The organism is Gordonia mangrovi, from assembly GCF_024734075.1.
Classification (GTDB): domain Bacteria; phylum Actinomycetota; class Actinomycetes; order Mycobacteriales; family Mycobacteriaceae; genus Gordonia; species Gordonia mangrovi.
On record NZ_CP102850.1, the window covers coordinates 4397900 to 4421853 of the forward strand.

Annotated in this window: 11 protein-coding genes; 6 read left to right on the forward strand and 5 right to left on the reverse strand. The window is 68.3% G+C overall.

What is annotated here, in order from left to right; genetic code table 11:
* The first annotated feature begins 2 nt into the window (after window positions 1-2).
* Complete coding sequence (locus NWF22_RS20005; RefSeq protein ID WP_160902722.1) at window positions 3-1514, forward strand: DUF7782 domain-containing protein; 1512 nt, start codon at window positions 3-5, stop codon at window positions 1512-1514.
* Window positions 1515-1552: 38 nt separating this feature from the next.
* On the opposite strand, the gene opgC is transcribed toward NWF22_RS20005, so the two are convergent.
* Together opgC and NWF22_RS20015 are read right to left on the reverse strand one after the other, a co-directional pair.
* Entirely contained in the window at window positions 1553-2713 is a 1161-nt protein-coding gene (gene opgC / locus NWF22_RS20010; RefSeq protein ID WP_160902721.1) for an OpgC domain-containing protein, read from the reverse strand.
* Between the two features lie 150 nt (window positions 2714-2863).
* A complete protein-coding gene (locus NWF22_RS20015; RefSeq protein ID WP_160902720.1) occupies window positions 2864-4648 on the reverse strand; it encodes an AMP-dependent synthetase/ligase in 1785 nt (594 codons plus the stop codon).
* A gap of 231 nt (window positions 4649-4879) precedes the next feature.
* Between NWF22_RS20015 and NWF22_RS20020 the strand changes: the two genes are divergently transcribed.
* The 3 genes from NWF22_RS20020 to NWF22_RS20030 all read left to right on the forward strand — a co-directional run bounded on the left by NWF22_RS20020 (window position 4880) and on the right by NWF22_RS20030 (window position 11500).
* Window positions 4880-6658 carry a DEAD/DEAH box helicase gene (locus NWF22_RS20020; protein ID WP_160902719.1) on the forward strand — a complete coding sequence of 593 codons (1779 nt, stop codon included), beginning with the start codon at window positions 4880-4882 and terminating at the stop codon, window positions 6656-6658.
* Window positions 6659-6811: 153 nt separating this feature from the next.
* The gene (locus tag NWF22_RS20025) at window positions 6812-7144 is read left to right on the forward strand and encodes a rhodanese-like domain-containing protein (RefSeq protein WP_160902718.1); all 333 of its coding nucleotides are present in this window, start codon (window positions 6812-6814) and stop codon (window positions 7142-7144) included.
* A 108-nt stretch (window positions 7145-7252) separates the two neighbouring features.
* Window positions 7253-11500: a PDDEXK-like endonuclease domain-containing protein gene (locus tag NWF22_RS20030; protein WP_160902717.1), complete on the forward strand. Its 4248-nt coding sequence runs from the start codon at window positions 7253-7255 to the stop codon at window positions 11498-11500.
* Between the two features lie 27 nt (window positions 11501-11527).
* On the opposite strand, the gene NWF22_RS20035 is transcribed toward NWF22_RS20030, so the two are convergent.
* Window positions 11528-12295 carry an SIR2 family NAD-dependent protein deacylase gene (locus NWF22_RS20035; protein ID WP_160902840.1) on the reverse strand — a complete coding sequence of 256 codons (768 nt, stop codon included), beginning with the start codon at window positions 12293-12295 and terminating at the stop codon, window positions 11528-11530.
* A gap of 23 nt (window positions 12296-12318) precedes the next feature.
* The gene (locus tag NWF22_RS20040) at window positions 12319-12747 is read right to left on the reverse strand and encodes an HIT family protein (protein ID WP_160902716.1); all 429 of its coding nucleotides are present in this window, start codon (window positions 12745-12747) and stop codon (window positions 12319-12321) included.
* A 506-nt stretch (window positions 12748-13253) separates the two neighbouring features.
* Here NWF22_RS20040 and NWF22_RS20045 point away from each other — a divergent pair.
* Window positions 13254-22499 carry a type I polyketide synthase gene (locus NWF22_RS20045; protein ID WP_160902715.1) on the forward strand — a complete coding sequence of 3082 codons (9246 nt, stop codon included), beginning with the start codon at window positions 13254-13256 and terminating at the stop codon, window positions 22497-22499.
* 20 nt (window positions 22500-22519) lie between these two features.
* The gene (acpS, locus tag NWF22_RS20050) at window positions 22520-22912 is read left to right on the forward strand and encodes a holo-ACP synthase AcpS (protein ID WP_160902839.1); all 393 of its coding nucleotides are present in this window, start codon (window positions 22520-22522) and stop codon (window positions 22910-22912) included.
* Between the two features lie 69 nt (window positions 22913-22981).
* Here the strand turns inward: acpS and NWF22_RS20055 are convergent, their stop codons facing one another.
* Entirely contained in the window at window positions 22982-23908 is a 927-nt protein-coding gene (locus tag NWF22_RS20055) for a hypothetical protein (protein ID WP_160902714.1), read from the reverse strand.
* Window positions 23909-23954: the final 46 nt, after the last annotated feature.

Sequence of the window (23954 nt, forward strand, 5' to 3'; positions counted from 1 at the left end):
GGATGACCGGGCCACACCCACTGGTCGACCACGCCGTCGTCGATCGTCTCGGTCAGGACCTGCGGGCCGCCGGCTACACATCCGATGGCGTCGGTGAACTGATCGGCGCATCCGCCAACGAGGCACTGGGCCGCGGCGTCTGGTGGCCGGCACTTGCCGTCACCCGGGCGGCCGCCGACCACGGCGCATCGCTGGCCACCATCGTCCGGCTGTTCCTGCTCGGTGCCGACGAACCTGCCGATGTTGTGGCACAGGCCTTTCCGTCGGTGCGTCCCGAGGCGCTCGTCGACGCCGGTGTGTTGACGGTCGGCGCCGACGGTTCCGTGCGCGCCGCTCTGGACATCCGCCCCCACGCCGACGATGTCCGCGAATACCTGGTGGTGTCCGATCAGGACTCCGCCATGCGCGCCGGTCCGGTCGCAACCGATCATGTCCTCGGGATCGGCGGAGCGTCGGTGTCGTTGGCACGGGCGGTGATCCGCACGCCGGCGCGCCGCGCGCTCGACATCGGCACAGGCTGCGGCATCCAGGCGCTGCATCTGGACAACCACTGTGACGAGATCGTGGCGACCGACACCAACCCGCGGGCTCTCGCGTTGGCCGCGGCGACCGCGCGTCTGAATCAGATGAGCTGGGATCTGCGTGCAGGCAGCCTGTTCGAGCCGGTGGCGGGGGAGCGGTTCGACCTCATCGTCTCCAACCCGCCGTTCGTGGTGGGTGCCGGAGGGCAGGACTACATCTACCGCGATTCGGGGATTGCCGGAGATGGGCTGTGTGCGGACTTGATCCGTCAGATTCCCGATCACCTGAATCCGGGTGGGACCGCACAGATCCTGGCCAACTGGGTCGTGCCGCACGATACCGACTGGCGCGATCGGGTGCGCGGCTGGCTGGCCGGCACCGGCCTGGATGCCTGGGTGGTACAACGCGAGTTCGCCGATCCCATCACCTACATCTCGTTATGGCTCTCGGACGCCGGGGAATCGGCACAGCAGGCGGCCGACCGGGGTGCGCGATGGTTGGACTGGTTCGCGGCCAACGGTATCGACGGAATCGGCATGGGCTCGATCACGTTGCGCAGGCGCTCCCGGGACGGCGGTGAGCCCGATCAGACGATCGAGGAGATCACCGGCGCCGGCGAGGAGGTGACGGGCGTCGAGGCCGAGGCCTTTTTTGCCCGCCGTCACTACTTGCGCGACATCTCCGACGAACGGTTGCTCGCCACTCGGTTGTCGACCTCGCCGGTGTTTCTGGAGGAACAGTCGTTACCCGGGAGCGAGGGGTGGCAACAGGTCTCGGCGACGGTGCGACGCCCGGGCGGTCCGGGTGCGGTCCTCGCGGTGGATGAGGTCTCGCGGGCGTTGCTGGCCGGGTGCCGGGGACAGGTGCCGCTGGGCGCGCTGCTCGAACTGCTGGCAGGCTTCCACGGAGTGGAGCCCGATGCCCTCGCCGCAGCCGCTCTGCCGGTGGTTCGCGAAGCCATCGGTCGGGGGATTCTCTACGAGGCGACCTGAGTCGACCACGCCCTTCGTGACGTTCGCAAGCTCGCTCCTCAGGGATCGGGGGTGACAGTCGCCGGCCGGCTCACCTCCGGGATTTCGATGGGCGCTGCCGGTTTTCGGGCTGTCGACAGCCGATCCCGAACCACCGTCGGTAGCCGGTGGAGTTTGTCGATACCGAACTCCTGGCGGAACTCCGCCCAGGCCCAGCACATCCCGAACACCAGAACCACGACGCACAGCGAGGTGGCGGTGTTCCATGGTCGGTGGGCTATGTGGATGGGCGCAATGACCAGCGCGAGCGCCTGCAGGACATAGGAATCCAGACTGCGCGTGCCGGTCATCACCAGTGGACGCAACCAGTTCCGGTGCCAGTGGCGCAGCAGGAGCCGGAAGACGCCGTAGACCGCCGGCACCGCCAGCCATGCACCGACGGCGCGCGCAGGGCGGAAGTCGAGTTTGTCGGCGAGCGCGGGTTCGAACCTGATCCATGGTCCGGTATCCACGCCGAGATGGAGAACGACGGCGAACCCCACGGCCACCATGACGATCGGTGCGAGATGGCGGTCGACGAAACCCGCGACATCCCAGTCGCGCCACTTCCAGCCGACGATGACCGCCGGGACGAACATGATCTGCCAGGCCGCCCAGTTCTGAATGCGGTGTCCGGCCGTGAACGAGGTGACGTAGAACCAGTCCGGTGACCACATCAGCGAGATGGCGTATGCGAGAACCGAACCGGTGAGGATGAGCTGCCACCGGTTGCGCATCAGCAGCGGGAACAGCAGATAGGCCGATGCCATCAGCAGCATGTACAGCAGCAGGATGTTGCCGCCGCTGGGCAGATATCGCATGGTGATCGCGAGTTCCAGCCCGTGCCACCAATCATCGACCGGCAACAGCAGGGTGAGCCATCGATGACCCGCCATCCCCGCAGCGACCGCGGTGAGCGCGATCGTCAACTGACACAGATAGAGCACCACGATCCGCCGCGTGAGGCGTCGGTAGGCGAAATCCAACGAGTGCCGCTCGATCCACCGCCGATAGACCAGGCCCAGAACGAGGCCGGACAACAGGACGAACGCCGACATCCCGTCGACGTACGGGTAGACGTGGGTGGGCGCGGCGATACGCGTACCGGCGGCGAAATGTAGCGAGATCATGCTCCAGATCGCGAGCCCCCGCGTCGCGTCGATGGCGAGATCTCGATTCATTTGCGAGCAGAATACCGGCCCGCACCGTGGGTCTCGTCATCGTGCGAAGGTGATGTCGGCGACGACGTCCACCACGTGGCCGAAGACAATCAAACGCCCGGTCCCCACCTCGGGCAAGGTACGGGAACCGGGCGTCGCGTCAGCTGTCGATCAGGTGTACAGGTCCGCGATGGCTACCTTGTGTGCGTCGTGGATCACGTTGCGCTTCAGCTTCATCGTCGGCGTCAGCTCCCCGGACTCGATCGTGAAATCGTCGTCCAGGATGGCGAACTTCTTGATCGCCTCGGCGTTGGACACCGTCGTGTTGGCGTTCTTCACGGCTTCGTCGATCTCGGCCAGGAGTTTCTCGTTTGTCGCGAGATCCGACATCGACGTGTCGGCGGGCAGATGATGGCGTTCCAGCCATCCCGGCGCGGCCTCCGCGTCGATGGTGATCAACGCCGCGATGAACGGCTTGTTGTCACCCACGACGAGGCACTGACTGACCATCGGGTGGGCCCGGATGGTGTCCTCGAGCTGTGCCGGTGAGACGTTCTTGCCGCCGGCGGTGACGATGAGTTCCTTTTTGCGGCCGGTGATGTAGAGGAAACCGTCCTCGAGATGGCCGATGTCGCCGGTGTGGAACCAGCCGTCGACGATCGCGTCGGCGCTGGCCTTCTCGTTCTTCCAGTAGCCGCCGAACACCACCGGCCCCTGCAGGAGCACCTCTCCGTCGTCGGCGATGGCCACCGAGACGCCCGGGATGGGTCGTCCGACCGAGCCGACGCGCTGATGCTCTTCGTTGTTCGCGGTCACCGCTGCGGTCGTCTCGGACAGCCCGTAGCCCTCGTAGACCGGGATGCCGACGCCGCGGAAGAAGTGTCCGAGCCGGGCGCCGAGCGGGGCTCCGCCGGAGATGGCGCCCTCGCAGTTGCCGCCGAGCGCGGCACGCAACTTGCCGTACACGAGCAGGTCGAACAGTGCGTGCTTGAGCCTGAGGCCCAGGCCGGGGCCACCGTTCTCCAGGGCCTTGCTGTACTCGATGGCGGTGTCGGCGGCCCGATCGAAGATCGAGCCCTTGCCCCCGTCGTAGGCTTTCTGCTTGGCGGAGTTGTAGACCTTCTCGAAGACGCGCGGAACCGACAGCACGTAGTTCGGCTTGAACTTGCCCAGGTCCTCGATGAGGTTCGGGATGTCGTTGGTGTGCCCGAGGATCACGCCGTTCTCGATACAGCCGACCGCGACGACGCGGGCGAACACATGCGCCAACGGCAGGAACAGCAGAGTCGATTTGCCCTCGACCATGCCCGCACCGACGGCATTGCGCGTGGCCGCACATTCGGCGAGGAAGTTGGCATGGGTCAACACCACGCCCTTCGGCTTGCCCGTGGTGCCCGAGGTGTAGATCAGTGTTGCTGCGTCGGTGGCCAGTGCGTCGGCGTGGCGGGTGTCGAGTTCGCTGGTGTCGACCTTGGCGCCGCGCTTGGTCACGGTGGCCAACGCGTGGTCGTCGATGATCAGCGTCTCGCGCAGCTCCGGCGCTTCCTCGATGACCCGGATGTGGCGGGTGTAGTGGGCGTGCGCCTCGACGAACAGCAGTGAGGTACCGGAGTCCTCGAGAATCCACTTCACCTGATCAGGTGCCGACGTCTCGTAGATCGCCACCGTCGTGGCACCGGCCCGCCAGATGGCGTAGTCGAGGACCGTCCACTCGAAACGTGTCGAGGAGAGAATCGCGACGCGGTCGCCCTGTTTGACACCCGACGCGATCAGCCCCTTGGCCACCGCGTCGACCTCATCGGCGAACTGCTTCGCGGTGACGTTGATCCACTGATTGCCCGAACGTCGCCTCAGCAGCGGCATCGTCGGCCGCTCCGCCCGGTAGCGGAGGATGCTGTCGACGGTGGTCGCCTTGTCCTCGATGGCGAGATCCGACGGAGTTGTGTACTGCTGCATGGCGGCTCCCCTACGCGCACATAACCGGTCATAACGGACAACCGTGAGATCCGTGACGACAGGTCACTTCTGTTGAGTGAGACTGACGGTACCAGTATCCGTGGCGACGATCACAGAACGGTGACCGTGGAGCGTACCGCCGATCACAGGGTGTCGCGCGGCGTTGCCGAGGATTCCTCCCGTGGGGCCTCGGGCCACTAGAGTTGTCAGGGTGAACAGGACTGGACGCGCATGAGTGGCAACGAGGACGCGGCGAGCGCCGATGCAGTGGGCGGCGGCGTCTCCTTCGACGACCTCGACATCGCGCCGAAGGTCCGCCAGGCGATCGTCGACGTCGGCTATGAGACGCCGTCACCGATCCAGGCGGCCACGATCCCGCCCCTGATGAGTGGCCGCGACGTGGTGGGCCTCGCCCAGACGGGTACCGGTAAGACCGCCGCCTTCGCCATCCCGATCCTGTCGCGGTTGGACACCTCCGCACGCCGGCCGCAGGCGCTGGTTCTCGCGCCCACCCGTGAGCTGGCACTACAGGTCGCCGAGGCGTTCGGCCGCTACTCCGCGCATCTGCCCGAGGTGCGGGTTCTGCCGATCTACGGCGGGCAGAGCTACGGCGTCCAGTTGTCCGGTTTGCGGCGCGGGGCGCAGGTCATCGTGGGTACACCCGGCCGCGTGATCGACCATCTCGACAAGGGCACCCTCGACATCTCTGAACTCGACTTCCTCGTGCTCGACGAGGCCGATGAGATGCTGACCATGGGTTTCGCCGAGGATGTGGAACGCATCCTGTCGGAGACGCCCGACGACAAGCAGGTGGCGCTGTTCTCGGCCACCATGCCCAGCGCCATCCGTCGTCTGGCGCAGCGCTACCTGAACGACCCGCAGGAGATCACGGTCAAGGCGCGGACCGCGACGGCGCAGAACATCACCCAGCGGTATCTGCAGGTCTCCCACCAGCGCAAGCTGGATGCCCTGACCCGATTTCTCGAGGTCGAGACCTTCGACGCGATGATCGTCTTCGTCCGCACGAAGTCGGCCACGGAGGAACTCGCGGAGAAGCTGCGGGCGCGTGGGTTCTCGGCGGTCGCCATCAACGGCGATATGGTGCAGGCGCAGCGTGAACGCACCATCAATCAGCTCAAGGGCGGCAGCATCGACATCCTGGTGGCGACCGATGTGGCCGCTCGTGGACTCGATGTCGACCGGATCTCGCACGTCGTCAACTACGACATCCCGCACGACACCGAGTCCTACGTGCACCGGATCGGCCGCACCGGTCGCGCCGGCCGCTCCGGTAACGCGCTGCTGTTCGTCTCTCCGCGTGAGCGGCACCTCCTGCGCGCCATCGAACGCGCGACCCGCTCGACGCTGACGGAGATCGGGCTGCCGAGCGTCGAGGACGTGAACGCACAGCGGGTGGCGAAGTTCGCCGACTCGATCACCGAGAATCTGTCGTCGGACCATCTCGATCTGTTCCGCAAGTTGGTGGAGGACTACGCCGGCGAGCACGATGTCGCGCTGGCGGACGTGGCCGCCGCGCTGGCACTCGAGACGCGCGATGGGGGGTTCCTGATGGCTCCGGACCCACCCGAGGGGCAGCGTCCGGAGCGCCGCGAGCGCGGCCCGCGCCGATCCGACGGGCAATTCGCCACGTACCGCATCGCGGTGGGACGCCGGCACAAGGTCTCGCCGGGCGCGATCGTCGGCGCGATCGCCAATGAGGGAGGCCTCACGCGCGGCGACTTCGGGAACATCAGCATCCGGGACGACTTCTCGCTGGTGGAGCTGCCGGAGAACCTCGACAACGAGACCCTGGCCTCCCTGCGGCACACCAGGATCGGCAAGAACCCCATCGACATCCGTCGTGACTTCGGGCCGCCCCGCACGCGCGGCGGTGCCAAACGCGCCCAGGGCGGCCAGCGTGGTGGCCAAGGCCGCGACGGATACGGCAAGCGGTCCGAGAGCTGGGGCAAACGCGGACCCCGCCACGTCGCAGGTCGAGGGCGAAACTGAGCAGATCCCTTGGAATCGCTGAGAATTCGGCGATGCGTGGTGCGGAACTTGCCTGATCGAAATATATCCGTAATCTTTTGGGAGGGGTTTTGTTCACCGAGGACTGCTCCGACAATTCGACAACGAGATACACATAGGAACGGTGAGTCACCAGTGTCAGTGGTGAATTCGATAACAGCAGCCGACGCACGGGAGCACTGCGAGCACGAGCGCGCGGTACTCGTGGATGCCCGTCCGCAGGTGATGCGCCACCAGGGAAGTCTGCCCGGGGCAGTGGTGGTGGATCCGGCGGATGTGCGTGAGCGGTTCACGCCCACCCCGTCGGGCACGTTCCCCGTGGTACGCAATCCCGACACCGAGATCGCTGTGGTGTCGGTCAGCTCACAGGCGCCTGTCATCGCCGAGGAGATCGCCGAGCTCGGCTACACCAACGTCCGGTACGTCGACGGCGGCTACCGCGCGCTGCGGTCCCACTTCTCCCAATAGGCGTAACCTTCGCCGCACTCGTGACTTGGTAGCGTTCTGCAGGTACCTGCGCCCGTGAATCCAGCCGACGACGCCGGACCCGGCGCACCGAGGAGGGATCGAGCATCCATGGCGGACGAGGGAGCCGACACGCAGGTGGCGGACCGGGCCGATCAGGTCCGTCGACTGCTCGGCTACCTGCGTGAACTCGTCCGGGCCCGTTTCGAGGTTGCGTCCGATGTCGAAGGCCATCCCGAACTGCTGTGGGTCGGCACATCGACCTCCGTCGCCGTCCGTCCGGGCGCGGTCTCGGGGCAGACGGTGCTCGAGATCGCCCCGGACGACCCCGCCCACGCCGACATCGAGCGCATCGTCGACCAGCTCCGCGACAACCCGGAGGAACTGGAGTTGGTCGTGGCCAACGTTCTGGTCACCGTCAACGATGTTGCCGCCGGCGACGTCGCCGGCGACGATGAGGACGGTCCGACGCAGGACGACGACCAGAGCGCCGGATCGGGCCGGCGAGTGCGGGACCACCTCGTCACCCAGCAGGTCGTCGCCGAGCGAGACGACACGACCGGTGTCGTTCGGGTGGCACTCGGTGCCGGGGCTGCGCCGGCGGTGCACGACGCCGCCCTGCTGGCCACCATCGACGGTGTCGACCTGTCCGGAGCGCTGAAGGCACGTGCCAAGCTGACCGAACTTCCCAACCCGGTCGGTTCCCGGGTCGGTGCCGCGGTCGACCTCTGGCGAAGGCAGATCTCGGTGGACACCGACAAGGTGACGCTGAGTGTCGAATTGCGTCCCGCGCTGGTGCTGCGCCGTCGTGGTGTCGCCGCCGTGCTCGACTTCTATGACGCCGTCCTCGCCGAGCTGCGCGAGTCCTCGGACGATCTGCCGGTGGGTCTGGCCCAACTCGTCGAGCCCATCGAGGCCGCCGAACGGGTGGCCGCGCTCGACGTTGCCGGGGCGCTCGCGCCCGACGAACTCGTCCGCGACGCCCTGTACCCGTTGCCCGCGAACGTCGAGCAACGCGACGTCCTGGCGCAACTCGGACTCGACAGTGGTGTGGTGGTGGAGGGGCCGCCCGGGACCGGAAAGACCCACACGATCGCGAATCTCACCGCCGCGTTGCTCGCCAAGGGGCAGCGCGTGTTGGTGACCAGTGAGAAGGCGCACGCGCTGCAGGTGCTGCGCGACATGCTGCCGCCCGAGCTCCGGGATCTGACGGTGTCGATCGCCGACGTGGGCACCGACGATTTCGCGGCGACCGTGTCGAGCGTGGAGTCCATCGCCGACCGCAAGTCGCGACACCAGCCTCGTGTCGTCGCGGCGGAGATCACGGACCTGATGGGCAAACGCGACCAGGCGGTGCGTCGCCGCGAGCGGGTGCTCCGCGATCTCTGGGCGGCCCGGGAATCCGAGACCGAGGTGCACGAGTGGGTGGCCGGCGACTATCGCGGGACACCCGCCGAAGTGGTACGGCAGTGCAGGTCGGACGCGTCGCGGTACGAATGGCTGCCCGGTCCGGTCGAGGGGGTGACGCCACCGCTGGACGTCGATGAGTTCGAGTTGCTGCGCGCGTTGCTCACCACCACCGCAGTGGGATCGGGATCACGCTTCGGCCAACGACTTCCGGATCTCTCCGGCTACCTTCCCGAACCGGCGGCGCTGGATGACATCTGCGCGCGGATAGCCCAGCGGCCCAGCGAACCCATGGTCGGCAGCGGTTCGCTGCTGTCGATTCTCGCCGGTGTCGGCAGCGCCCGGCTGGTGCGGATCAAAAAGGTGTGCGAGCGGCTGGCGGTGGCGGCGAGTGAGGTCGCGGCCTTCCCGCCGACGATGGTCGACATGGCCGATCGCCTCCTCGACGGCCAGGCCGCCCACCTCTGGTCGCGGGTCGTCGGTCTCTCTGCGGTGATCGCGGACGCCGCCGACCGCGACCGCGCGATCGGCGGCCACGTCGTCGTCGTCGAGAATGCGCGTCCCGGCGACGACGCGGTGTTCGCCGCGGCCGCCGAGTACCTCGACGACGGCGGCCACTGGCGTGGCCGGCTGCGGAGGTCGCCGCAGCAGCGGGCGGTCGAGGAGTCGGGGGTGCGGGCCACCGTCGACGGTCGCGAACCCGTTGATGCGCGTTCGCTGCAGCTGGTGGCCGACCATCTCGCCGTCCTCGACGCGGTCGGTAGGGTGCAGCGAGTTCTTGCCGATCTACATGTGCCGGTGGATAATTCGGGAACCCGCTCGGCGCAGTTGAACACGCTGGTGCGGCTCGACAACCAGCTGGCGTGGATCTCGGAGCTGATGGCCGGACGCGACCAGCTGGTCCGCGAACTCGAGGCGATCAGTCCCGGTGGACCCCGCCCACGTAGCGTCGCCGCAGTCACCGAGGTCGCGGTGCAGGCCGGAGCGATCGCCGCGACCAACGACGCGGTGATCGCCGAACACGAACTCGCCGACTGTGCCTACCGGCTGTCCGTCGAGGTCGAACAGGGTCCGTCGCCGGAGGGCGACGCATTGCTGTCGGCGATGGCCGGCGCCGACGCCGAGAAGATCCGCGTGGCGCGGCGCGCGTGGAACACGGCTCGGGAGGAGCTCGACGCACAGACCACCCTCGATCTCTTGACGTTGCGACTGCGCAGCAAGGCCCCGGAGTTCTTCGCGCGGTTCGCCGAATCGGCCGAAGATCCGGTGTGGCACACCCGCCTTCGCGACCTGGGCGGGGCCTGGTCCTGGCGTCGGGCACAGACCTGGGTGGCCGAGCGCAGTGATCCCACACTCGAGACCAGGCTGCAGGCAGAACTCGACGAGATCGAGGCGGATATCGCCGGCCTCACCGTGCGGGTGACCGCTGCCCGTGCCTGGCAGGCGTGTCTCGAGCGGATGACGGTGGCCGAGGTCCAGGCGCTACAGTCCTATCGCGATCACATGATCAACCTGGGCAAGGGTTCGGGTAAGCACGCCAACCGGTTCCGCGTCGCCGCCCGAGCGGCGATGGAACAGGCACAGGGCGCGGTGCCCGCCTGGATCATGTCCCTGGCGCAGGTCGCCGAAACGGTGGACCCCCGTCGCGACGCCTTCGACGTCGTCATCGTCGACGAGGCCAGTCAGGCCGACATCACGAGCTCGTTCCTGCTCTGGTTGGCGCCCCGGGTGATCGTGGTCGGCGACGATCGCCAGTGCGCTCCCACCGGACTGTCCGGCACCACCCTCGACGATGCGTTCGCCAAGCTCGATGCCCACCTACCGGACCTTCCGCACTATCTGCGCGACGGACTCACCCCGCGTTCGAGTCTGTTCGCGCTGCTGCGCAGTCGATTCGGACATCTGATCCGACTGCGGGAACACTTCCGGTCGATGCCCGAGATCATCGAGTTCTCCTCGCGTCAGTTCTATGCCGGTGCGCCGCTGAACCCGGTCCGGCAGTTCGGTGCGGACCGATTGCCGCCGTTGCGGTCGGTCCACGTCGAGAACGGCGTGGCGACCGGCCAGGGTGCATCGCTGGTGAACGAACGCGAAGCCGAGGCGATCGCCGAGACGCTCGCGCAGTGTCTGCTCGACCCCGCCTACGACACTGCCGATTTCGGCGTCATCGTGCTGCAGGGCACGAAGCAGGTCGACGAGATCACGCGTCGCCTCCGAGAGGTCGTATCCGACGAGCAGTGGCGGTCTCGACGCATCCGGGTCGGAACTCCGCCGGACTTCCAGGGTGATGAGCGACGGGTGATCTTCTTGTCGATGGTGGTGTCGGACCCGGCGGCCATCGCGGCGCTGACCCGGGCCGAGTCACAGCGTCGGATCAACGTGGCGGCGTCCCGGGCGATGGATCAGATGTGGTTGTTCAGGTCCATCGAGGTCGATCAACTCAAACCCAACGATCTGCGCCGTTCGCTCAGTGCGTACGTCGAGTCGACGCAGGGTCCCACGCTGCCGGCCATGCCGGAGGAAGTATCGGACACCGAACGCCGACAACCGTTTTCGAGCCTCTTCGAGCAGCGGGTGTTCAACCGGCTGGTCCAGCGCGGCTATCATGTGCTCCCGGGCGTGACCGTCAACAACCGGGTCATCGACCTGGTCGTCACCGGGGCGGATGCCCGGATGGCGGTGGAATGCGACGGCGACACGTTCCGGACCACCGGTGAGCAGGCACGGTCGGATATGGAACGCGAGCGCGAACTGCGCCGGTGCGGGTGGGAGTTCTGGCGCGTGCGGGAATCGGAGTTCGAACTCGATCCGGATGTCGCACTGGCCGGCCTGTGGGAGGCCCTCGACCGTCGTGGCGTGAAGCCGGGATCGGTTGCCGCACGTGACGGCGGCACACCGACCTCGACTCCGCAGCCGGTCTGGACGCCGATCGACCTCAGCTCCGGGGACTGACCTGCGGCGTCGACCGACGATCCTGGGTCATCCCGAAGCGCCGAGCGCGTCGAGCATTGCTGACAGGCCGACCGCTGCGGAGGCGCGGATGCTATGGGTGGCGATCCCGGTCAACGCCGACGGTTCCGGATTGAACTCGATGACCGGGATGCCGCGCGCGGCCGCCCGTTCGGGTAGGCCGGCGGCGGGATAGACCACGCCGCTGGTGCCCACGACGAGCACGACGTCGGCGAAGGTGAACGCGCTCGCTGCCGAGCGCCAGGCGTCGTCGGGCAGCCCCTCGCCGAACCATACGACGCCGGGGCGGACCGGGGACAGGCATGCCGGGCAGGCCGGCGGCTCGACCCGCAGTTCGTGCACCGCCTGCTCGGGCTCGGCATCGATCCCCTGATACGGCCGCGCACAGTTGCTGCACCGTGGGGCGAACAGGCTGCCGTGTAAGTGACTGACCGAGCTGCTGCCGGCCCGTTCGTGCAGGTCGTCGACATTTTGAGTGGCGATCAGCACGGTGTGGGTGCGCTCGAGGTCGGCCAGCGCGCGGTGGCCGCGGTTCGGGGCCGCCTCGTGGACTATGTGTGCGCGCCACTGATACCACGCCCACACCAGCCCGGGGTCTGACGCCCATGCCTCCGGGGTGGCGATCTGCGCCGGGTCGAACCGCTGCCACAACCCGGTCTCGACGTCGCGGAAAGTGGCGACACCGCTCTCGGCGGACATGCCCGCGCCGGTGAACACGGTGACCACCTCGGCGCGTCGCATTGCCTCCACTGCGTCGTCGGGCAGTTCGGCACCCATCGATGTCGTGCGGTTGCTGTCGGTCACCGAGGATCGCTTTCGAGAGCCGACCGCAGCATCTCGGCGGTGGTGTCGGGGTCCGGGTCGCGTCGGACGACGAGCCCCTTGGCGAAACTGAGCTTGTCACCGTTGTGGCGGGGGACCACGTGCAGGTGGGTGTGAAAGACCGTCTGGAATGCGGCGCGGCCGTCGTTGACCACCAGGTTCACCCCGTCAGCGGACAGTTCGCCGCTCTTCATCGCGGCCGACAATCGCTGCCCGGCGGCGAACAGACGGCCACCCAGATGAGGTTCGAGATCATCGAGTCCCGACGAGTGCTGCCGGGGCACGACCAGCGTGTGGCCACGGGTGACCGGACGGATGTCGAGGAAGCCGATGACCGCGTCGTCACGGTAGACGATCCGCGACGGTGCGGTGCCGTCGACGATGGCGCAGAACACGCAGGATGACATGACCATTGAGCGTACTTTTCGGCGGCTGCCGGCGGCGATCGCCGCCCGCTCGGAAGCGCCCGCCACCTGGAGTGGAACACATCACATAACGATTTTATAACGGCGTCGGAGCAGGCCTCTGTGGGCCGATCGAGCGCTCGGGCGCCGCGCCCCATCTGCGTCGATGTGCCGGCACCGCATAAGGCGTTCGGTGAACACCTGTCCTACTCGCGGGGTTACCCGCGGGTATACCGACGGGTCACAACGGAACATGAGGAAAGCCTCATTTTTGTGTGTCATCATTGGGTCACGTTCACGTCGGCGATGGCTCGGAGCCGAGCTTCGCAGGCCGCGAAACCTTTTGCGCGGCAGGCGTGTACACCAGTGTGCCAGAGAGCGCCGCACTGGACGTGACCAGGCCATCCGACGACCGACCGCGCGAACCCACCGAGTCTCCGCGACCCGCCGCGAACAACCAGCCCGAACCCGTGACCCGACACCGCCGTGTCGAGACAAGAGGAGTGCCCGTGACCGTCGACCAATACCGCTCCGGAGCGCAGGGTGCATCGCACTCGAACCGCCCCACCGCGACTCTGATCGATCGTCTCGCCGACGGCGAGCCCTACGCCATCAGTTTCGGTGGTCAGGGTTCCCCGTGGCTGCCCACGCTGGCCGAGCTCGTCGTCGACGCCGACCTCGAGCACCGCATCGCCAAGATCGTCGACGCGGCCGAGCGCATCATCGACCCGGTGGCCGACCAGGTCACCATCGCCCTGGCCGACGGCTTCCACCCGCTGACCTGGGTCCGCGCCCTCGATGCCGAGGAATCGGTCCCGAGTGACACCGAGTTGGCCGACTTCACCTTGTCGGGGCCGGGTGTACTGCTCACACAGCTCGCCGCCATCGAGGCGCTCAAGAAGCAGGGCCTCGACACCTCGGCCATCGCCCCGCGCGCCGTCATCGGCCACTCGCAGGGCGCCATCGCCACCGACGCGATCGGTGCCGAGGGACACGTCGCCGAGACCGGGCAGGGGCTGCTGCTGGCGATTGCGCAGCTGATCGGTGCGGCGGGCACCTTGATCGCGCGTCGGCGCGGTCTCGCGACCACCACCGACGGCACCCCGATGCTCGCGGTCAGCGGTGTCGCCCCCGAACGGGTCTCGGAGATCCTCGTCGAGTACCGCGCCGGCCTGAGCGACGCCGAACTGGCCGGCGCGCCGGTGCTGGCCATCAACAACGGCCGTCGCTCTGTCGCGCTCTCGGGTGCCCCGCGTCATCTCGCCGCGTTCACCGCCTTCTGTGAGCGCGTCGCCGCCGCCGAGGCCGATGAGCGCAAGCGCAAGGTCACCGGCGGTGCACCCTTCTCCCCGAAGTTCGACCACCTCAACGTCAGCGTGGCGTTCCACCACCCGACGATGGAGCCGGCCGTCGATCTGGTGGCGCAGTGGGCAGAGGTCTGCGGCATCGACGTCGACACAGCGGTCCGGCATGCGCGTGCGGTGCTCGTGGACCCGGTCGACTGGGTCGCCACGGTGGACGGCGTCGTGGCCTCCGGTGCCAAGTGGGTGCTGGACTTCGGTCCCGGCGATCTGGCCACCCGACTGACCTCGACCCTGGTTCGCGGGCAGGGCGTGGGCCTCGTGCCCGCGGCGTTGCGCCAAGGACAGCGCAACCTCTTCAGTCCCGGCGGCATCCCGGAGATCGCCCGTCCGTGGCAGCAATTCGCACCGCAGCTGATCACCCTGCCGAACGGTCGAACCGCGGTCGACACGGCCTTCACCCGGCTCACCGGTCGTTCGCCGATGCTGCTGGCCGGCATGACCCCGACCACGGTCGACCCGGCGATCGTCGCTGCGGCTGCCAACGCGGGACACTGGGCCGAACTCGCCGGCGGCGGTCAGGTCACCGAACAGATCTTCGCCGACAACGTCGACCGGCTCACCGACCTGCTCGACGACGGCCGGCAGGCGCAGTTCAACGCACTGTTCCTCGACCCGTACCTGTGGAAGCTGCAGCTCGGCGGCAAGCGCCTGGTGCAGAAGGCCCGCGCCCAGGGCGCCCCGATCGACGGAGTCGTGGTCTCGGCCGGCATCCCCGAACTCGAGGACGCGGTCGCACTCGTCGACGAGTTCGTCGAGGCCGGTCTGCACTACGTCGCCTTCAAGCCGGGCACGGTCGAGCAGATCCGCGCGGTCGTGCGGATCGCCGCCGAGGTGCCCCATCACCCCGTGATCGTCCAGATCGAGGGTGGGCGCGCCGGTGGGCACCACTCGTGGGAGGACCTCGACGACCTGCTGCTGGCCACCTACGGCGAGCTCCGCGCCCGCGACAACGTCATCATCTGCGTCGGCGGCGGAATCGGGACCCCTGAGCGGGCCAGCGAATACCTCACCGGCGCATGGTCGGCCGCCTACGGATACCCGGCGATGCCGCTCGACGGCATCCTGGTCGGCACCGCGGCGATGGCCGCCAAGGAAGCCACCACCGCGCCCGAGGTCAAACAACTGCTGGTCGACACCGTCGGCTGCGAGGAGTGGATCGGCGCGGGGTATGCCACCGCCGGAATGGCATCGGGGCGGAGTCAACTCGGCGCCGACATCCACGAGATCGACAACACCGCGTCCCAATGCGGCCGCCTGCTCGACGAGGTGGCCGGTGACGCCGACGCCGTCGCCGAACGCCGTGACGAGATCATCGCCGCGATGGCGGGTACCGCCAAGCCCTACTTCGGCGACGTCGCCGAGATGACCTACCGCGAGTGGCTCGACCGCTACGCGACCCTCGCGGTCGGCGACGACAGCGCCGATCAGTACCCGTGGGCCGACATCACCTGGCAGCAGCGATTCGTCGACATGCTGCAACGGACCGAGGCGCGGATGAACCCGGCCGACTCCGGGGACATCCCGACCATGTTCGCCGAACTGGGCTCCACCGACGACCCGCACGCCGCCATCGACGCGATCGGCAGCGTCTACCCGCAGATCGAGCGCGACGTGCTGCACCCCGCCGATGTCGCCTTCTTCCTGCAGCTCTGCCGCACCCCGGGCAAGCCGGTCAACTTCGTGCCGGTCATCGACAAGGACGTGCGGCGCTGGTGGCGGAGCGACTCCCTGTGGCAGGCCCACGACGCGCGCTATCCCGCCGACGCGGTCTGTGTGATCCCCGGCCCGGTCGCGGTATCCGGCATCACCCGCGTCGACGAGCCGGTCGGCGAGCTGCTGGACCGGTTCGAGGCGCAGGTCGTCACCGACCTGCAGGGGACCGGTGTCGAGGCGCTCGAGGCCGACACCCGGAAGAACGCCGGACTGGTGAGCGGCGAGGGCGAGATCGTCACCGTCCTGGAGGCCGACGACGTGGAGTGGGTCGGCCGCATGGTGCCGAGCCCGATCGCACTGCTCGGTGACGTCGACCGCTGGCAGGTCGTCGACCCTGAGCGCGCCGAGCACGAGCCGACCGGCTCGGTCCTCGAGCGCGTCGCGGACGCTTCCGACGGGCTGCGTTTCGACCTGATCACCCCGATCTCCGGTGCGTCCGTGCGCATTCCGCTGCACATCGACGAGACGATCCGCGATGGCGGTACCCCGCGCGTCGGTGTCGACGAGGCCGCGACCGCGATGACGGAGATCCTCACCGTGGCGGCCGGTGGTTCGCTGGCCGTGGTGTCCGACGGCGCGTCGGTCACCACCGTCGGCTGGAATCCCGACGACGTCGCCGATCATGCCGCCGTCACCGGCTACACGATGCCGGCCCAGCTCCGTCCGACGACGCCCACCGAACCGTTCGGATTCGCCGTCCCCGACACCCTGGTCGGTTCCTCGTGGCCGAGCGTGTTCAGCGTCATCGGTGCGGCCCGTACCGCGACGGGCGCGCCGGTGGTGGAGGGTCTGCTCGACCTGGTCCACCTCGATCACGCGATTGAGCTCGTCGGCGACATCCCCACCACCGCAGCCGAGCTGACCGTCACCGCACGGAGCACCGACATCCACGACACCGAGGTCGGCCGGGTGGTCGAGGTCGGTGTCGAGATCGCCGGGCCGTCCGGTCCGATCGCGCGTCTGCACGAGCGCTTCGCCATTCGCGGCCGCCTGGGGTCGGAGCAGCTGACCGATCCGGCCCGCGCCGGCGGTGCCGCCGACGGCGAACAGTCGGCCACCCGCAAGCTGATGCGACAGGCCACCATCACCGCGCCGAGCAAGATGACCGGATTCGCCGCGGTCTCCGGTGACCGTAACCCGATCCACACCGATGCCAATGCGGCTCGCCTGGCCGGTCTGGGCGATCCGATCGTGCACGGCATGTGGCTGTCGGCCGCCGCCCAGCAGGTCGTCACCGCCACCGACGGCAAGAACCCGATCCCGTCGCCGCGCCCGCTGGTCGGTTGGACCGCACGCTATCTGGGCATGGTGCGCACCGGCGACCCGATCACGGTCCGCGTCGACCGGGTCGGACTCGATGCCGGCCGTGAGGTCGTCGAGGTCACCGCCAAGGTCGGCGACAACCTGGTGATGAGCGCCACCGGCCTGCTCGCCGCACCGCGCACCGTCTACGCGTTCCCGGGGCAGGGCATCCAGAGCAAGGGCATGGGCCTCGACGCCCGGTCGCGGTCGAAGGCAGCCCGCGAGGTCTGGGATCGTGCCGACAAGCACACCCGCGCCGCTCTCGGGTTCTCCATCCTCGCGGTGGTCCGCGACAACCCGACCACCCTGGTGGCCAACGGAACCACCTACAACCACCCCGACGGTGTGCTGTATTTGACGCAGTTCACCCAGGTCGCCATGGCGACCCTCGGTGTCGCGCAGATCGCCGAACTCAAGGAGTCGGGCGGATTTGTCGAGGGCGCCATCACCTGCGGTCACTCCGTGGGTGAGTACAACGCGCTGGCCGCCTGCGCCGGCGTGCTGCCACTGGAGGCCGTCCTGGAGGTCGTCTTCCAGCGTGGCGAGGCCATGCATCACCTCGTGCCGCGAGACGAGTTGGGGCGCAGCGACTACCGGATGGCCGCGATTCGCCCGAGCCAGTTCGGTCTGGCCGACTCCGACGTCACCGGTTTCGTGGCGGACGTCGGTGCCTCGATCGGAGAGTTCCTGGAGGTGGTGAACCTCAACCTGCTCGGCTCGCAGTACGCAATCGCCGGCACGGTGCGCGGACTCGAGCACCTGGAGAACGAGATCGAGCGTCGTCGTCTCGAATTCGGCGGCAAGAAGTCGTTCATCCTGGTGCCCGGTATCGACGTGCCGTTCCACTCCAGCGTGTTGCGCGCCGGTGTGCCGGAGTTCCGCGCCAAGCTCGAGGACCTGTTGCCGGAGCACTTCGACCCGGCGATCCTGGTCGGCCACTACATCCCGAACCTGGTGCCGCGGCTGTTCAACCTCGAGCGTCCGTTCGTCGAGGAGATCGCCGCACTGGTGGACTCCGATCCGCTCGATGCCGTTCTCGCCGATTGGGATTCGTGGGCGGCCAAGCCGAGTGACCTGGCTCGTGTCATCCTGATCGAACTGTTGGCCTGGCAATTCGCCAGCCCGGTGCGCTGGATCGAGACCCAGGAGCTGCTGTTCGCGGGGACCGAACGCGATGGGCTGGGCATCCAGCGCTTCGTCGAGATCGGTCTCAAGGGCGCACCGACGCTCGCCGGTCTGGCGTCCAACACCCTCAAACTCGATGACTACGCCTCGGCGACCACCGAGGTCGTCAACGTCGAGCGCGACTCCGACGTCATCCTCGCGAAGGACTCCGGGCCCGAACCGGAACCCGAGGCCGACGAGCCCGCTCCGGCTGCCGAAGCCACCCCGGAGGCTGCTGCCGCACCTGCGGCGGCTCCCGCGGCGGCTCCGGCTCCCGCAGCCGCCGCCGGCCCGCGGCCCGACGACATCGCGTTCGGGCCGGCCGACGCGGTCCGCTCGGTGATCGCCCTGTGGACCAAGATGCGGACCGATCAGATCGGTTCGGCCGACACCATCGAGGCGCTGTGCGACGGTGTCTCGTCACGCCGCAACCAGTTGCTGCTCGACATCGGTGGCGAACTCGGACTCGGCGCCATCGACGGTGCCGCCGAAGCGGACATGAACGCGCTCGCGTCGACGGTCGACACCCTGGCCCGCGGCTACCGCCCGCTCGGCCCGGTGCTCACCGACGCGGTGGGCGACCAGATCCGCAAGGTGCTCGGACCGGTCGGCAAACGTCAGTCCTACATCACCGATCGCGTGTCGGGCGTGTGGCAGCTCGGCCCCGGCTGGGGCCTGCACGCCACCGTGGCCGTCGCGCTCGGCACCCGCGAGGGCGCCAGCGTTCGCGGTGAGGACCTCGGCAACCTGCTCGACGGACCGCTGGCCAACGCCGATGCGCTCGACGCCCTGATCGACCGCGCCGTCACCGCCGTCGGTGCCCAGCGCGGCATCTCGGTGGCCAAGCCGGCCGCCGAGGGCGGCGGCGGGGCCACCGTCGACGCGGCGGCGCTCGGGGAGTTCACCGAACAGCTCACCGGACGGTCCGGCGCGCTGGCCTCGGCCGCGTACACCGTCCTCGCCAAGCTCGGTCTGGCCGACGAGTCGTCGACCGCCGAAATCGTCGACGACCCGAATGCTGCTGTGGCCGAACGCGTCAGCGCCGAACTCGGCTCCGACTGGGCACGCACCGTCGCGCCGGCCTTCGACGCCGCGAAGGTGGTTCTGGTCGACGACCGATGGGCCACCAGCCGTGAGGACCTGGTGCGTCTGTGGCTGACCGACGAGAGCGAGCTCGACGCCGACCACGACTCGGTCATCGCGCGCTTCGCCGGGGCCGGCGACACCGTCGCGCAGCACGCCACCTGGTGGCAGGGCAAGGCGCTGGCCGGTGGAAACGCCGTCCACGCACGGATCTTCGCCGACATCGCGAATGTCGCCGAGGCCCCGGGTGTCGGTCAGTACGCCGGCGAGATCGCTGTGGTCACCGGTGCCGGCAAGGGATCGATCGCTGCCGGTGTGATCGGCGGACTGCTGGCCGGTGGTGCGACCGTGGTCGCCACCACGTCGCGCCTGGACTCGGCCAAGCTCGCGTTCTACAAGAAGCTCTACCGGGAGAACGCCCGCTACGACGCCGCCCTGTGGGTGGCACCGGCAAACATGGCCTCCTACACCGATGTCGACGACCTCGTCGAGTGGATCGGCGCGGAGCAGACCGAGAACCTCGGGGGCACCACGGCGGTCGTCAAGCCGGCGATGAAGCCCAGCCTGCTGTTCCCGTTCGCCGCGCCGCGTGTCGCCGGGGATCTGACCGACGCCGGTGCTCGCGCCGAGTTGGAGATGAAGGTGCTGCTGTGGTCGGTCGAGCGACTCATCGCCGGGCTCGCCGACATCCACGCCGATCACGACATCGCGGCTCGTGTGCATGTGGTGCTGCCGGGCTCGCCCAACCGCGGGATGTTCGGTGGTGACGGCGCCTACGGCGAGAGCAAGGCCGCCCTGGACGCCCTCGTCACCCGATGGGGCGCCGAGGATTCGTGGAACCAGAAGACGACCATCGCGCATGCGCTGATCGGCTGGGTCCGCGGCACCGGCCTGATGGGTCACAACGACGGCATGGTCGACGCGGTGGAGGCCGCCGGTGTCCGTACCTGGAGCACCGACGAGATGGCCACCAACCTGCTGAGTCTGTGCACCCCCGAGCAGCGCGAGAGTGCGCGCAGTGCAGCCATCGTCGCCGACTTCACCGGTGGCCTCGACCCGTCGATCGACCTCAAGGCACTCGCCTCGGCGGCCGCTGAGGCGGCGGCCGAGGAGGATCAGGCCGACCGGTCCGAGGTGGCGACGGTCGCGGCGCTGCCCGCGCCGGCCCGCGCACCGAAGTCGATGACCCCGCAGTGGCCGTCGATCGACGCCCGACCCGAAGACCTCGTGGTCATCGTCGGCGCCGGTGAGCTCGGACCTTACGGTTCGGCCCGTACCCGGTTCGAGATGGAGGTCGACGAGAAGCTCTCGGCCGCAGGCGTCGTCGAGCTCGCGTGGAATACCGGCCTGATCCACTGGGACACCGCACCGAAGCCGGGCTGGTACGACACCGAATCCGGTGACCCGGTGCCGGAGAGTGAGATCTTCGAGCGCTATCACGACGAGGTCGTCTCGCGGTGCGGAATCCGCCGCTACGCCGACGAGGGCGCGATGGTGGACAACACCTCGCCACTGCTCACCTCGGTCTACCTCGACGAGGACCTCACCTTCACGGTGAGCTCCGAGGCGGAGGCCCGGGCGTTCGCGTCGGCGAACCCGGACAAGACCAAGGTGGCCGAGAACGCGGAGACCGGTGACTGGCAGGTCACCCGGCTGGCCGGCACGGAAATCCGTGTCCCGCGCCAGTTCTCGCTGAGCCGTACCGTCGGCGGTCAGATCCCGACCGGATTCGACCCCACCCGATGGGGCGTCACGCCGGACATGGCGGAGTCGATCGACCGGGTAGCGCTGTGGAACCTGGTGGCGACCGTCGATGCGTTCCTCTCCTCGGGCTTCACCCCGTCGGAACTGATGCGGTGGGTGCACCCCGGCCTGGTGGCCAACACCCAGGGCACCGGTATGGGCGGCATGACGTCGATGCGCGAGCTGTACATCAACACCCTGCTCGGCGAGTCGAAGGCCAACGACATCCTGCAGGAGGCCCTGCCGAACATCGTTGCCGCACACGTCGTCCAGTCCTACGTGGGCAGCTACGGCGCGATGATCCATCCGGTGGCGGCCTGCGCCACGGCCGCGGTGTCTGTCGAGGAGGGCGTGGACAAGATCCGCGTCGGCAAGGCGCTGTTCGCGGTGGCCGGCGGCTTCGACGACCTCGGCATCGAGGGCATCGTCGGATTCGGCGACATGTCCGCGACCGCGGAGTCGGCCAAGATGTCGGCACGCGGGATCGACGAGCGCCGATTCTCCCGGGCCAACGATCGTCGTCGCGGTGGATTCGTCGAATCCGCCGGCGGCGGAACGATCCTGCTGGCCCGTGGTGATGTGGCCGCACAGATGGGCCTGCCGGTCCTCGGTGTGGTCGGGTGGGCGCAGAGCTTCGGCGACGGTGTGCACACATCGATCCCGGCTCCCGGTCTCGGTGCGCTGGGCGCGGCCCGCGGCAACCTGTCCTCGCCGCTGGCCAACGCACTCAACGCGCTCGGCGTCAGCGCCGACGACATCGCGGTGATCTCCAAGCACGACACCTCGACCAAGGCCAACGACCCCAACGAGTCCGAACTGCACGAGCGCATCGCATCGGCGATCGGTCGCGGTGACGGGGCCCCGTTGTTCGTCGTCTCGCAGAAGTCGCTGACCGGTCACGCCAAGGGCGGTGCCGCCGCCTTCCAGCTGATCGGGCTGTGCCAGCTGCTGCGCGACGGCGTGATCCCGCCCAACCGGAGTCTCGACTGTGTCGATGAGCAGATGAAGGAGTACCCGCACCTGGTGTGGGCGCGCGAAACCCTGCACCTGGGGGAGCGGTTCCCGCTCAAGGCCGGTCTGCTGACCAGTCTCGGGTTCGGGCACGTGTCCGGCCTCATCGCCGTCGTCCACCCGGAGGCATTCATCGCCACCCTGGACGCCGAGCAGGCCGCACAGTACCGGCAGGTGGCCGCCGAGCGTGCACGCAAGGGCAATCATCGTCTGCTCGAGGCGATGTGCGGCGTCGAGCCGGCCTACCAGCGGCCGCCGAACCGGCGCTTCGACGAGGCTCTCGACGAGCACGACGCCGAAGCCGGTCTGCTGCTGAACCCGTCGGTCCGCCTGGACGTCGACGGCAGCTACGGTCGCGCCGGCGAGGCGGTGTGACCGCGGGGTCGGATGCGGCGATGAGTGTGCTGGGTGTGGGCATCGACATCGTGTCGATCCCGGAGTTCGCCGAGCAGCTACGCCAGCCCGGTACGACGTTCGCGGATCGGTTCACGGTCCGCGAACGTCGGGATGCCGCCGCCGGAACCGGAGACGAAGCCCGACATCTCGCCGCCCGCTGGGCCGCGAAAGAAGCCGTGGTGAAGGCGTGGTCGGTGAGCCGGTTCTCCCGGCAGCCGCTGCTGCCGTTGATCCGCCACAGCGACATCGAGGTGGTCACCGACAACTGGGGCCGACCGGCGATCCGCCTCGGCGGTGAGATCGGCGACCTGCTGGCCGACACCCGCGTGCACATCTCGTTGACCCACGACGGCGACACCGCAGCCGCGGTCGCCATCCTCGAGGGCGTCTGACGGTTTCGCGCGGCCGTTGATCACCCGCGCGCGATATTTCACGCGCGGGTGGTCGGCGGCCGCGCGAGGTCACGCAGCCACAAGGTTCAGCCGGGTGAGCCATGTTCGTGCTTGGGCTGCGACGACTCCGTTTTCGAGGTCCTTCCAGGTCCACCGGATCACCATGACGCCCAGCTTGCGTAGGGCGTCCTCCCGGACCTTCTCCCGCTTCATCACCTGAAAGGGCGTCTCGCCGGGCTTCAGGTGCTTTCGATACTTGACGTCACCGTCGAACTCGGCGACGAGCAACCCGGCCCAGTCGAAGTCGGTACGCGCGACGAACTCGCCCTTCTCGTCGTGGAATTCATGCTGTAGCCGCGGAATCGGTAACCCGGCCTCGATGAGCTGAGCCCTGGTCCACGATTCGCCGGGGTTCTCGGACGCACCGTCCGCGTGATGCAGTGCGCGTCGCGCGTGCCCGACGCCATGGCGGCGACGCCGGAGCATCGCGCGCATCACCTCACTATCGGCGCCTGCTCGCAACGCTGAGTCGAACACGCTCAGCGCTCCGGCGAACCCGTGCGGCGTCGTACACGCGACATCGACCGCGGTGCGTTCCAGCGACGTCACCCGGACGCCGTCCACAACGACGACCTCGGACTCGGTCAACGTTCCGGTGTGCTCGTGCCGGGTCGAGCTGCGATGCGCGCCATGACTTCTGCCGGTCGTGGTGTGGACGCGCCGGAAGTTGGGTTTGAGCATCGCCAGCTGGTGCAGTGTCGCTGCGCTCTGATGACTGAGCGTGATCGGCTTGGTCGCCTGCTTACTCGCAGCGATCGCCGACAGCTGATGCAACTGCTCGGGTGTACGTTCGGCAGGTGTCACCGAGGCACCCGAACCGACGGATACCAGGTCGCCGCGTCGACGCGCTCGGGTCAGTTCGTTGTCGGTGTATCCGGCGGCGAGGGCTGTGGAACGAAAGATGAGGCCGTGCTCATCGGTGGGATAGGTGGTCATACCCATTGGACGCACGACCGACCGCCGCGGTGCCATCGAATTTTTG